We start from the raw sequence: 12,670 nt of genomic DNA, 5'->3' as shown, positions 1-12,670 counted from the left end.
CATGACCGTGGCTGAAGCGCAGGCCCTGCTGCCCGGCTCGACGCTGGTCGGCGACGGCGATGACATTGGCAATTTGGGCTTCGCCCGCGTGCACAGCGACACGCGCACGCTGCGCGCCGGCGACCTCTTCGTCGCGCTGCGCGGCGAGCGCTTCGACGCGAACGACTTCCTCGCGCAGGCCAAGGCCTCGGGTGCCGTCGCCGCGCTGGCCGAACGCGGCCTCGCCGAAGCGGGCCTGCCGGGCCTGCTGGTGCCCGACGCCAAGGCGGCGCTGGGCCAGCTCGCCGCCGCCTGGCGCCGCCAGCAGCAGCTGCCCGTCATCGCCGTCACCGGCTCCAACGGCAAGACGACGACGACGCAGATGATCGCCAGCATCCTGCGCGCGTGGGTCGGTGATGCGGCGCTGGCCACCGAGGGCAACTACAACAACGACATCGGCGTGCCGCTGACGCTGCTGCGCCTGCGCCATGACGACGAGCTCAGCCACCGCGCCGCCGTCGTCGAGCTGGGCATGAACCACCCGGGCGAGATCGGGCCGCTGGCCGCGATGGCCCAGCCCACGGTCGCCCTCGTCAACAACGCCCAGCGCGAGCACCAGGAATTCATGGCCACCGTCGAGGCCGTCGCGCGCGAGAACGGCGCCGTCATCGAGGCCCTGGCCGCCAGCGGCTGCGCCGTTTTCCCCGCCGAGGACGGCTGCGCGCCGATCTGGCTGGAACTGGCCGGTTCGCGCCCGCACTTGAGCTTCGCGCTGCGCGGCGCGGCCGACGTGACCGGCGATGCGGCCTGGATGGGCACGCATTGGGCGCTGGAGATCCACACGCCCGCGGGCAGCGTGCCGGTCGCGCTGCAGATGGCCGGCGAGCACAACCTGCGCAATGCGCTGGCCGCCGCCGCCTGCGCGCTGGCGGCCGGCGCGCCGCTGACGGCCATCGCCAACGGCCTGGAGAGCTTCCGCGCCGTCAAGGGCCGCTCCGAGCTGAAGCGGGATGCGCGTGGCCGCACGCTGATCGACGACAGCTACAACGCCAACCCCGACAGCGTGCGCGCCGCCATCGAGGTGCTGGCCGGCATGCCGGGCGAGAGCTGGCTCGTCCTCGGCGACATGGGCGAGGTGGGCAACGAAGGCCCGGCCTTCCACTGCGAGGTGGGGGCCTATGCGGCCGAGCGCGGCATCGCGCATTTCTGGACGGCCGGTGTGGCCGCCCGCGACGCGGCCGCGGCCTATGGCCCGCGCGCCCGCGCCTTCGACGACACGGCCGCGCTGATCGCGGCCCTCAAGGAACAACCCGACGCGGCCCAGACCCTGGTCAAGGGCTCGCGCTTCATGAAGATGGAACAAGTGGTCTCCGCCCTGCAAACCCCTCCTGGAGACACGCATGCTGCTTAGCCTGGCCCAGTGGCTGCAGGGCCTCTACCCCGACCTGGGCTTTCTGCGCGTCTTCCAGTACATCACCTTCCGCGCGGTGATGGCCGCGATGACGGCGCTGCTGATCGGCCTGGCCTTCGGGCCCTGGGTCATCCGCCGCCTGACCGAGATGAAGATCGGCCAGCCCGTGCGCGCCTACGGCGTGCAGGCCCACCTGGCCAAGACCGGCACGCCGACGATGGGCGGCGTGCTCGTGCTCATCGGCATCGGCGTGTCGACGCTGCTGTGGTTCGACTGGAGCAACCGCTTCGTCTGGGTCGTCATGCTGGTGACCATGGGCTTCGGCGCCATCGGCTGGGTGGACGACTGGCGCAAGGTCGTCGACAAGAACCCCGAGGGCATGGCCAGCCGCGAGAAATTCCTGTGGCAGTCGCTGATCGGCCTGTTCGCGGCGATCTACCTGGCGTTCAGCGTGTCGGAGACGAGCTTCCTCGGCGTCGTGCAGCTCTTCATCCGCTGGGTGTCCAGCGGCTTCTCGACCGAGCTGCCGCCCAAGGCCGACCTGCTGATCCCCTTCTTCAAGACCATCTCCATGCCGCTGGGCGTCTGGGGCTTCGTCGCGCTGGCCTTCTTCGTCATCGTCGGCACCAGCAATGCGGTGAACTTCACCGACGGCCTGGACGGCCTGGCCATCATGCCGGTCGTGATGGTGGGCTCGGCCCTGGGCCTGTTCGCCTACCTGACGGGCTCGTCGGTGTTCTCCAAATACCTTTTGCTGCCCTACATCCCGGGGTCGGGCGAGCTGCTGATCTTCTGCGCCGCGATGGCCGGCGCGGGCCTGGCCTTCCTGTGGTTCAACGCCCACCCGGCCCAGGTCTTCATGGGCGACGTCGGCGCGCTGGCGCTGGGCGGCGGCCTGGGCACGCTGGCCGTCATCACGCGCCAGGAGATCCTGCTCGGCATCATGGGCGGCATCTTCGTCGCCGAGGTGCTGAGCGTGATGATCCAGGTCAGCTGGTTCAAGTTCACGAAGAAGAAGTTCGGCACCGGCCGACGCATCTTCCGCATGGCGCCGCTGCACCACCACTTCGAAAAGGGCGGCTGGAAGGAGACGCAGGTCGTCATCCGCTTCTGGATCATCACGATGCTGCTGTGCCTGATCGGCCTGGCCAGCCTGAAGCTGCGATGAAGCCCACCCCCGAAGCGCTTCGCGCCTCCCCCTCAAGGGGGCGCCCCGAGTGGCCTGGCAAAGCCAGTTCCACCGGGGCCGCTTGGCCATGCACTCTTGTGCGGAGGCTTGGCTGATGAAGCTCGATCTGTCGTCTTTTGTCGGTCAGCGCGTGCTCGTGCTGGGCCTCGGGGACTCCGGTCTCGCGATGGCGCGCTGGTGCGCGCGCTTCGGTGCGCGGGTCACCGTGTGGGACTCGCGCGCGCAGCCGCCGCAGCTGGGCGCGCTGGGCGACACGGCGGCCTTCATCACCGGCGAGCTGACGGCCGAGGCCGTGGCAGGTTTCAACGCCGTGCTGAAGAGCCCCGGCCTGGCGCCGCTGGATGGGCGGCTCAAGGCCGTCTACGAGCACGGCCCCGCCGTGCGCGGCGAGCTGGACCTGTTCGCCGACGCGTTGGCCGCACTGAAGGCCCAGCACGGCTATGCGCCCGCGGTGCTGGCCATCACCGGCACCAACGGCAAGACGACGACGACCTGCATGACCGGCCTGCTGGTCGAGCGCGCAGGCAAGCGCGTGGCCATCGCCGGCAATATCGGCCCGACGCTGCTCGACACGCTGACCGAGGCGCTGGACAAGGAGCCCGATCCGACGCCCGTCGAGGTCGTCGCCGAAGTGGTTGAAGACGAGCCTGCCGAAGACGAGGCCGGTGAAGAAGTTGCGGCCGCGCTGCCCGACGAGGACGCGCCGCTGCCGATCGATCCGCCGCCGCCGCGCGGCCCGGTCTTCGAGACGTTGCCCGAGGTCTGGGTGCTCGAACTCTCCAGCTTCCAGCTCGACAACGTCGCCGGCTTCGAGCCGACGGCCGGCGCCGTGCTGAACCTGACGCAGGACCATCTCGACTGGCACGGCGACATGGCCGCCTACGGCCGCGCGAAGGCGCGCATCTTCGGCCGCGAGGCTGTCATCGTCGCCAACCGCGACGACGCCGAAGTGGAGGGCCTGGTGCCGCAGCCCGTGTTCGTGAAGGGCACGCGCGGCAAGCCCGGCCGCACGGTGTCGCGCCATGTCGTGCGCTTCGGCCTCAATCCTCCGAAGGCGCCGGGCGACTTCGGCCTCACGGATGAGGGCGGCCTGGCCTGGCTGGTGCGCGCCCGCGAACTGGACCCGACGATCAAGAAGCGCAAGGGCGCCGAAGACGAGCCCCTGGTCATCCAGCGCCTGATGCCCGCCGACGCGCTGCGCGTGCGCGGCCGCCACAACGCGGCCAATGCGCTGGCGGCGCTGGCGCTGGCCACGGCCGCCGGCTGCGAGCTCGCGCCCATGCTGCACGGCCTGCGCGACTACCGCGGCGAGCCGCACCGCGTGGAGCCCGTGGGCAGCATAGCCGGCGTCGAGTTCTACGACGACAGCAAGGGCACCAATGTCGGCGCCACGGTCGCCGCGATCTCGGGCCTGGGCGCCTACCGCGCGCCGGCCAGGCTGGTGCTGATCCTCGGCGGCGACGGCAAGGGCCAGGACTTCGCGCCGCTGGCCGAAGGCGTCGCCCGCCATGCCCGCGCCGTCGCGCTGATCGGCCGCGATGCGCCGCAGATCGAGGCGGCGCTGGCCGACACCGGCGTACCCCTGCAGCGCCACGACACGCTGGAAGCCGCCACCGCCTGGTGCCTGGCCCGGGCCCAGGGCGGCGACAGCGTGCTGCTGTCGCCGGCCTGCGCCAGCCTGGACATGTTCAGGAACTACGCCCACCGCGCCGAGGTCTTCGTCGCGACGGTGCAGCGGCTCGCCGACGAACGCGGGGTGGCGCTGTGAACGCCTTCGCCCAACGCCTGCAAGGCCTGTGGAAGCGCGGCGGCGGCGACGAGGCGGCCGAGGCCGCGGTGCCGGTGCGCGACTGGGTGTCCACCTCCGCCGGCCGGCCGACGCAGCTGCAGGGCTTCGACATCACGCTGGTCTGGGTCGTGCTCGCGCTGATGGCCTTCGGCCTGCTGATGGTCTATTCGGCCTCCATCGCGATGCCGGACAACCCGCGCTTCGCCAAATACCTGCCGACCCATTTCCTGACGCGCCATATGGTGGCCATCGGCTTCGGCCTCGTTGCCGGCCTCGTCACCGTGCAGATCCCCGTCTCGGTCTGGGAACGCTGGGCGCCCTGGGTCTTCGTCGCGGCGCTGGTGCTGCTCGTGGCCGTGCTGATCCCGGGCCTCGGCAAGGTCGTCTACGGCGCGCGCCGCTGGATCCCGCTCGGCGTCATGAACTTCCAGCCGTCGGAGCTGGCCAAGTTCGGCATCGCGCTGTACGCGGCCAACTACATGATGCGCAAGATGGACGCGCGGGAGAACTTCTTCCAGGCCGTCACGCCGATGGCCATCTCGCTGGCCTTCGTGGGCCTGCTGCTGCTGGCCGAGCCGGACATGGGCGCCTTCATGGTCATCGCGGCGATCGCCATGGGCATCCTCTTTCTTGGCGGCGTCAACGGCCGCATGTTCTTCCTGATCGTCGCGGTGCTGCTGGGCGCCTTCACGCTGATGATCACGCTGAGCGACTTCCGCCGCGAGCGCATCTTTGCCTACCTCAACCCCTGGGACGACAAATACGCCCAGGGCAAGGCCTACCAGCTGACGCACAGCCTCATCGCCTTCGGCCGCGGCGAGTGGTTCGGCCAGGGCCTGGGTGGCAGCGTCGAGAAGCTGCACTACCTGCCCGAGGCGCACACCGACTTTCTGCTCGCCGTCATCGGCGAGGAACTGGGCTTTGCCGGCGTGGCCGTCGTCATCCTCGCCTTCTTCTGGCTGACCCGCCGCTGCTTCCTGATCGGCCGCCAGGCCATCGCGCTGGACCGCGTGTTCGCCGGCCTCTACGCGCAGGGCATCGGCATCTGGATGGGCGGCCAGGCCTTCATCAACATGGGCGTGAACCTGGGCGCGCTGCCGACCAAGGGACTGACGCTGCCGCTGATGAGCTTTGGCGGGTCGGCGATCCTGATGAACTGCGTGGCGCTGGCGGTCGTGCTTCGGATTGACCTGGAGAACCGGCAGATGATGCGTGGAGGGCGTTCATGAGCGAGAAGCACCTCGTCGTGATGGCCGCCGGCACCGGCGGCCACATCATTCCGGGCCTCGCGGTGGCCGAAGAAATGCAGCGCCGTGGCTGGACCGTGTCGTGGATCGGTACGCCGGCCGGCATGGAGAACCGGCTGGTGCCGGCACGCGGCATCGAGCTCGACGCGCTGCCTTTCGCCGGCCTGCGCGGCAAGGGCCTCGGCCACATGCTGCGCGGCGTCGTCGGCTTCTTCAAGGCGCTGGGCCGGGCGCGCAGCGTCTACCAGCAGCGCCATGCGACGGCGGTGCTGGGCATGGGCGGCTATGTCTGCGTGCCCGCCGGCCTGGCGGCGGCCTTCAGCGGCCGGCCGCTGATGCTGGTCAATGGCGACGCGGCCATGCTGAAGAGCAATGCCGCGCTGAAACCTTTTGCGCGCCGGATCGCATTCGGCTTCGACGGTGCGGCGGCGGCCTCGACGCGCGGCGCCGTCGTCAGCGGCAATCCGGTGCGCGCCGAGATCGAGGCGCTGCCTCTGCCTTCCGAGCGCATGGCCAATCGCATCGGCCCGCTGCGCCTGCTGGTGCTGGGCGGCTCGCTCGGCGCGCGCGCGCTGAACCAGACGCTGCCGCAGGCGCTCGCGCTGTGGCCTGAAGGAGAGCGCCCGCAGGTGCTGCACCAGTCCGGCCAGGATCACCTCGGCGCCGTCTGGCAGGCCTACACCGACGCCGGCCTGACGGCCGAGGTGAGGCCCTTCATCGACGACATGGCCGCGGCGCTGGCCTGGGCCGACGTCGTCGTCTGCCGTGCCGGCGCCATCACGGTCAGCGAGCTGTGCGCGGCCGGCTGCGCGGCGGTGCTGGTGCCGCTGGTCGTCAGCACGACCTCGCACCAGCGCGACAACGCCATCTTCATGGCCCAGCACGGCGCGGCCATCCACCTGCCGCAGACCGAGCTGACGCCCGAGAAACTGCACGAGCTGCTGGCCGGCCTGGACCGCGCGGCCCTGCTCGCGATGGGCGAGAAGGCTCGCTCGCTGGCCCGGCCGCGCGCCGCCGCGCGCGTGGCCGATGAGATCGAAGGAATGTTGAAGTGAAGCACGCCGTACAGCGTTTGCACTTTGTCGGCATCGGCGGCGCCGGCATGAGCGGCATCGCCGAGATCCTGCACAACCTGGGCTTCGCGGTCAGCGGCTCGGACGCGGTCGAGAGCGCGACGACCGAGAGGCTGCGCGCCCTCGGCCTGCGCGTCGAGATCGGCCATGCGGCGCCCAATATCGGCGACGCCCAGGCCCTGGTCACCAGCACCGCCGTCGCGGCCGACAACCCCGAGGTCGTCGCCGCGCGCGCGCGCCAGGTGCCGGTCGTGCCGCGCGCCGTCATGCTGGCCGAGCTGATGCGGCTGCGCCGCGGCATCGCGATCGCCGGCACGCATGGCAAGACGACGACGACCTCGCTGGTCACGGCCATCCTCGTCGAGGCCGGCCTGGACCCGACCTTCGTCATCGGCGGCAAACTGTACGGAGCCCCCACGCCTGCGGATACGCAGGCTGCCCCCCACGGGGGCGGGCAAGGCTTGGGGCGGCCCGGCGCCTTGCCGGCGGCCGGCGCCAACGCGCGCCTGGGCCGCGGCGAGTTCATCGTCGTCGAGGCGGACGAGAGCGACGCCTCCTTCCTGAAGCTCAGCCCCGTGCTGTCCGTCGTCACCAACATCGACGAGGACCACATGGACACCTATGGGCACTTGGTCGAGAAGCTGCACGAGGCCTTCATCGAGTTCCTGCACCGCATGCCCTTCTACGGCGCGGCCGTGGTCTGCGCGGATGATGCCGGCGTGCGGGCCATCCTCGGCCGCATCGAGCGGCCGGTCGTCAGCTACGGGCTGTCCGCAGGCGTCAGCGTGCGCGCCGTCAACGTGCAGGCGCTGGCCGGCGCGCAGATGCGCTTCACCTGCCGGCGCGAAGGCCAGGCCGACATCGACGTGCTGCTCAACCTGGCCGGCGAGCACAACGTGCGCAACGCGCTGGCCGCCATCGCGATCGCGACCGAGCTGGGCTGCGCCGATGCCGACATCCTGAAGGCGCTGGCCGGCTTCTCCGGCGTGGGCCGCCGCTTCGAGAAGCACGGCCAATGGCCGGCCGCCGATGGTGGCCGCTTCGCGCTGATCGACGACTACGGCCACCACCCGGTCGAGATGGCCGCCGTGCTGTCCGCCGCGCGCGGCGCCTATCCGGGCCGCCGCCTCGTGCTGGCCTTCCAGCCGCACCGCTACACCCGCACGCGCGACTGCTTCGCCGACTTCGTGCGCGTGATGCAGGGCGCCGATGTCGTGCTGCTGACCGAGGTGTACTCGGCCGGCGAGGCGCCCATTGCCGGCGCGACCGGCCAGGCGCTGGCCGATGCCGTCGGCACGCGGCACTTCGTCGCGGCGGTGGCCGACATGCCGGCCGCGCTGGCCGCGCTGACCCGCGACGGCGACGTCGTCATCGGCATGGGCGCCGGTTCGATGAGCGCGCTGCCGCGCCTCGTCGCCCAATATTTTTCGCAAGGAGCGTCGGCATGATGAAGACGCCTATCGACCTGAACATCGACGCCAAGTCGTTCGGCAAGGTCGCCGTGCTGTTCGGCGGCACGAGCGCCGAGCGCCCCGTGTCGCTGATGAGCGGGGCCGGCGTGCTCGACGCGCTGCGCGCCAGCGGCGTCGATGCCCACGCCTTCGACCCCGCCGAGCGCCCGCTGCAGGCGCTGAAGGATGAAGGCTTCGCACGCGCCTTCATCGCGCTGCACGGCCGCGGCGGCGAGGACGGCACGCTGCAGGGCGCCCTCGAATGGCTGGGCATCCCCTACACCGGCTCGGGCGTGACGGCCTCCGGCGTGGCGATGGACAAGACGATGACCAAGCGCGTCTGGGCCGCCGAGGGCCTGCCGACGCCGCAATACCTGGCGCTGACGCGCGCCGAGCTGACCCGCGAGCGCATCCGCACGATTCCCGACGAGCTCGGCCTGCCGGTCATCGTCAAGCCGCCGCACGAGGGCAGCAGCATCGGCATCACCAAGGCGGCCGGCTATTCCGACATGCAGGGCGCGGTCGAGCTGGCGCTAGGATTCGACGACGAATTGCTATTCGAGCAGTGCATCGAAGGCCCCGAAGTCACCTGCGCCGTGCTGGGGCAGGGCGATGGCGCGGTGGCGCTGCCGGTCGTCGAGATCCGCGCCGAGGCGGGCAACTACGACTTCGAGAACAAATACCACACCGACACGACGCAATACCTGTTCGGCACGCTGCCGGCCGCGCTCGAGGCCGAGATCCGGCAGCTCGTGCTCCAGGCCTACCGGCTGCTCGGCTGCCGCGGCTGGGGCCGTGCCGACCTGATGCTGCGCCAGGGCGACATGAAGCCCTTCCTGCTGGAGATGAACACCAGCCCGGGCATGACCTCGCACTCCCTCGTGCCCAAGGCCGCCAAGGCCGTCGGCATAGCCTACCCGCAGCTGTGCCTGTGGCTGCTTTCGCAAGCGAGGTTGGACGGGAAGTGAACTCTGCCGTCGCCACCGTCGCAATGCCCCCCGACGTCCGCCTGATGAACGCGGTGTCGGCGCTGCTCGTCGCCGCGCTGCTGGCGACGGCGGCCTGGGGCCTGCTGCGCTGGGCGGTGCGGCTGCCGGTGTTCAACTTCCGCGCCATCCAGGTCGACGGCGATGTCAGCCGCAACAGCGTCGCGTCGCTGCGCGCCAATGCGCTGCCGCGGCTGAAGGGCTCCTTCCTCAGCATGAACCTGAAGGACGGCCGCGCCGCCTTCGAGGCCGTGCCCTGGGTGCGCCACGCGCAGCTGCAGCGCGTCTGGCCGATGCGGCTCAAGGTCAAGCTGGAAGAGCACCGCGCCGCCGCCTACTGGGAGGCGCGCACCGACAGCGCCGACTCGGCCAGCGAGGCCAGCGCCGAGCCGGCCCTGGTCAACAGCTTCGGCGAGGTCTTCCAGGCCAATCTCGGCGACGTCGAGGACGAGGACCTGCCCGTGCTTGCCGGCCCGCCCAACGCGGCCGGCCCGATGCTGCAGATGTGGCGGGCGCTGCAGCCCGCCGCTGAGAAGCTGGGCGAAAGCATCGAAAGGCTGGACCTGTCCGGCCGCGGCTCATGGCGCGCGACCTTCGGCAGCGGTGCCGTCATCGAGCTGGGCCGGGGCAGCTTGCCGGAAGTCGCCGAGCGCTTCGGCCGCTTCGCCCGCTCCATCACCCAGGTCACGGCGCAATACCGCGGCCCGCTGCTCGCGGCCGACCTGCGCCACGCCGACGGCTATGCGGTCAGGCTGCGCGGCGTGACGACACAGATTCCGGGTAAACCCGTAAATAGAAAGCGTTGAGGACGGACATGGCCAAGGAATACAAGGATCTGGTCGTCGGCTTGGATATCGGAACCGCCAAGATCATGGCCGTCGTGGCCGAGGTTTTGCCGGGGGGGGAATTGCGTATCGCCGGCCTCGGCGTGGCGCCGTCGCATGGCTTGAAGCGCGGCGTCGTCGTCAATATCGACGCCACCGTGCAGTCCATCCAGCAGGCCCTGAAAGAGGCCGAAATGATGGCCGACTGCAAAATATCCAGGGTTTACACGGGGATTACCGGCAGCCATATCCGCGGCCAGAACTCCACCGGCATGGTCATCGTGCGCGACAAGGAGGTCACGCCGGTCGACGTGACCCGGGTCGTCGAAACCGCCAAGGCCATCAATATCCCAAACGACCAGCGCCTGCTGCTGGTCGAGCCGCAGGAATTCGTCATCGACGGCCACGAGGTCAAGGAACCCATCGGCATGAGCGGCGGCCGGCTGGAGGTCAAGGTCCATATCGTGACCGGCGCCCAAAGTGCCGCCGAGAACATCGTCAAATGCGTGCGCCGCTGTGGTTTGGAGGTCGACCAGCTGGTTTTGAACCCGAGCGCCTCCAGCCATGCCGCCCTGACCGCCGACGAGCGCGACCTGGGGGTTGCGCTGGTGGATATCGGCGCCGGCACGACCGATGTCGCGATATTCACCGGCGGCTCCATCCGCCATACCGCCGTCATCCCGATCGCCGGCGACCTGATCACCAGCGATATCGCGATGGCGCTGCGCACGCCGACCAAGGATGCCGAGGAAATCAAGGTCGAGTATGGCGTCGCCAAGCAGCTGCTGGCCGACCCGTCCGACCAGGTGGAGGTGCCCGGCCTGGGCGACCGCAGCCCGCGCATGCTGTCCAAGCAGGCGCTGGCCGGCGTCATCGAGCCGCGCGTCGAGGAAATCTTTTCGCTGGTGCACCAGGTCATTCGCGAGAGCGGGTATGAGGAATTGCTGTCCTCCGGCATCGTGCTGACCGGCGGCTCGGCCGTCATGCCGGGCATGGTGGAACTCGCCGAGGACATTTTTCTGAAACCCGTCCGCCGCGGCCTGCCGACCTATTCCGGGGCTCTTTACGACATGGTCGCCAACCCGCGATCGGCCACCGTCATGGGCCTGCTCGAAGAAGCCCGGCTGTCGCGCAGCCGGGGTTTCAAGGCGGCGCAGCAGGCCGGCTCGGTGCAAACCCTGCTCGGCCGGGTCAAGGATTGGTTCATGGGGAATTTCTGACCCCCCAAAACCAACACCGACGACGAAAAATTTGTTTCAGCAACTAGTCAACATTCATGTGCCCAGGGCACAATTGCAGTAGGAGGTTTGATATGCCCATCGAGATGATCGAAGAGTTTGACCAAGGCACCCAAATCAAGGTGATCGGGGTCGGTGGCGGCGGCGGCAATGCCGTGGACCACATGATCGCCCAGGGCGTTCAAGGCGTTGAATTCATCTGCGCGAATACCGACGCGCAGGCCCTCAACCGCTCCAAGGCCGACCAATTGCTGCAACTCGGCTCCACCGGCCTGGGCGCCGGCGCCAAACCCGAAATGGGCAAGGCCGCCGCCGAGGAAGCCGAAAACCGCATCCGCGAATCCATCGCCGGCGCCAATATGCTGTTCATCACCGCCGGCATGGGCGGCGGTACCGGCACGGGCGCCGCGCCGGTGATTGCCCGCGTCGCCAAGGAAATGGGCATCCTGACCGTCGGCGTCGTCACCAAACCCTTCGAATTCGAAGGCGGCCGCCGCGCCAAGGCGGCCGATGCCGGCCTGGCCGAGCTGGAGGCCAATGTCGACTCGCTGATCGTCGTGCTGAACGACAAGCTGCTCGACGTGCTGGGCGACGACGTCACGCAGGACCAGGCCTTTGCGCACGCCAATGACGTGCTGAAGAACGCCGTTGGCGGCATTTCCGACATCATCCACATCCCCGGCCTCGTCAACGTCGACTTCGAGGACGTGAAGACGGTGATGAGCGAGCCCGGCAAGGCGATGATGGGCACGGCCCAGGCCACCGGCCCGGACCGCGCCGCCAAGGCCGCCGAGGCCGCCGTGGCCTGCCCGCTGCTGGAGGGCATCGACCTGTCCGGCGCGCGCGGCGTGCTGGTGCTGATCGCCGCGGGCCGCAGCAACTTCAAGCTCAGCGAGTCGCGCAACGCGATGAACGCGATCAAGCGCTACGCCTCGGAAGACGCCCACGTCATCTTCGGCACGGCCTACGACGAGACCCTGGGCGACGCGCTGCGCGTGACCGTCATCGCCACCGGCCTGACCGCCGGCCGCGCCCGCCAGCAGGCGCCGCTGCAGGTCGTGCAGACGCAGGCCGTCGTGCGCAACGGCACCGACGGCATGCCCGTGCTGACGCAGGCCGTGGCCATGGCCGCGCCGGTCGCCACGGCCCAGCAGGCCAATGTCGGCCTGGGCCTGGGCGATTTCGCGAACGCCAACGTGCCCAGCGTCTGGCGCCATGGCCGTTCGGGCAGCGCGGCCGCCAAGGTCGAGGCGCTGTCGTCCAACGGCATGGACGAGATCGAGATCCCGGCCTTCCTGCGCAAGCAGGCTGACTGAGGCAGGACCAAGGGCAAGACCCTGCGTCTTGCCCGACGCCTGCCGAAGGGCCGGCCGCATGCAGGCGGCCAGACACGAGGCAGGCCACGCAAAGAGCGAGCGACAGGCTCGCTCTTTTGCTTTCCGGCGCGCGCGTATGCTGGCGCCCCATGTCCATGCCCAGAAAT

Annotated in this window: 10 protein-coding genes; all 10 read left to right on the top strand. The window is 69.8% G+C overall.

Translation table 11 applies throughout. The features are described from left to right. The first annotated feature begins 1 nt into the window (after position 1). Complete coding sequence (locus NYP07_RS14925) at positions 2–1,390, top strand: UDP-N-acetylmuramoyl-tripeptide--D-alanyl-D-alanine ligase (RefSeq protein WP_268151943.1); 1,389 nt, start codon at positions 2–4, stop codon at positions 1,388–1,390. Then, complete coding sequence (gene mraY, locus NYP07_RS14920; protein ID WP_268151779.1) at positions 1,380–2,558, top strand: phospho-N-acetylmuramoyl-pentapeptide-transferase; 1,179 nt, start codon at positions 1,380–1,382, stop codon at positions 2,556–2,558. Before NYP07_RS14925 ends, mraY begins: the two co-directional genes overlap by 11 nt. A gap of 115 nt (positions 2,559–2,673) precedes the next feature. Continuing rightward, complete coding sequence (murD, locus tag NYP07_RS14915; RefSeq protein ID WP_268151778.1) at positions 2,674–4,347, top strand: UDP-N-acetylmuramoyl-L-alanine--D-glutamate ligase; 1,674 nt, start codon at positions 2,674–2,676, stop codon at positions 4,345–4,347. Further along, a complete protein-coding gene (gene ftsW / locus NYP07_RS14910) occupies positions 4,344–5,597 on the top strand; it encodes a putative lipid II flippase FtsW (RefSeq protein ID WP_378990482.1) in 1,254 nt (417 codons plus the stop codon). The genes murD and ftsW overlap by 4 nt, the downstream gene beginning before the upstream one ends. Continuing rightward, on the top strand, positions 5,594–6,670 hold the full coding sequence (gene murG, locus NYP07_RS14905) for an undecaprenyldiphospho-muramoylpentapeptide beta-N-acetylglucosaminyltransferase (protein WP_268151777.1): 1,077 nt from the start codon (positions 5,594–5,596) through the stop codon (positions 6,668–6,670). The genes ftsW and murG overlap by 4 nt, the downstream gene beginning before the upstream one ends. Then, a complete protein-coding gene (locus NYP07_RS14900) occupies positions 6,667–8,136 on the top strand; it encodes a UDP-N-acetylmuramate--L-alanine ligase (RefSeq protein ID WP_268151776.1) in 1,470 nt (489 codons plus the stop codon). The genes murG and NYP07_RS14900 overlap by 4 nt, the downstream gene beginning before the upstream one ends. Then, entirely contained in the window at positions 8,133–9,107 is a 975-nt protein-coding gene (locus tag NYP07_RS14895; RefSeq protein WP_378990479.1) for a D-alanine--D-alanine ligase, read from the top strand. The genes NYP07_RS14900 and NYP07_RS14895 overlap by 4 nt, the downstream gene beginning before the upstream one ends. A 23-nt stretch (positions 9,108–9,130) precedes the next feature. Then, a complete protein-coding gene (locus NYP07_RS14890) occupies positions 9,131–9,931 on the top strand; it encodes a cell division protein FtsQ/DivIB (RefSeq protein WP_268151775.1) in 801 nt (266 codons plus the stop codon). 8 nt (positions 9,932–9,939) lie between these two features. Further along, positions 9,940–11,169 (top strand): cell division protein FtsA, encoded by a 1,230-nt coding sequence (gene ftsA / locus NYP07_RS14885; protein WP_132570473.1) that lies wholly within the window; start codon positions 9,940–9,942, stop codon positions 11,167–11,169. Positions 11,170–11,261: 92 nt separating this feature from the next. Beyond that, positions 11,262–12,503 carry a cell division protein FtsZ gene (ftsZ, locus tag NYP07_RS14880; protein ID WP_268151774.1) on the top strand — a complete coding sequence of 414 codons (1,242 nt, stop codon included), beginning with the start codon at positions 11,262–11,264 and terminating at the stop codon, positions 12,501–12,503. Positions 12,504–12,670 lie beyond the last annotated feature (167 nt).

Origin of the sequence: Pelomonas aquatica (assembly GCF_026712205.1) — a bacterium.
Classification (GTDB): domain Bacteria; phylum Pseudomonadota; class Gammaproteobacteria; order Burkholderiales; family Burkholderiaceae_C; genus Pelomonas; species Pelomonas aquatica.
Note: the sequence above shows the minus strand (reverse complement) of the source record. Positions and strands in the feature narration are given on the sequence as shown.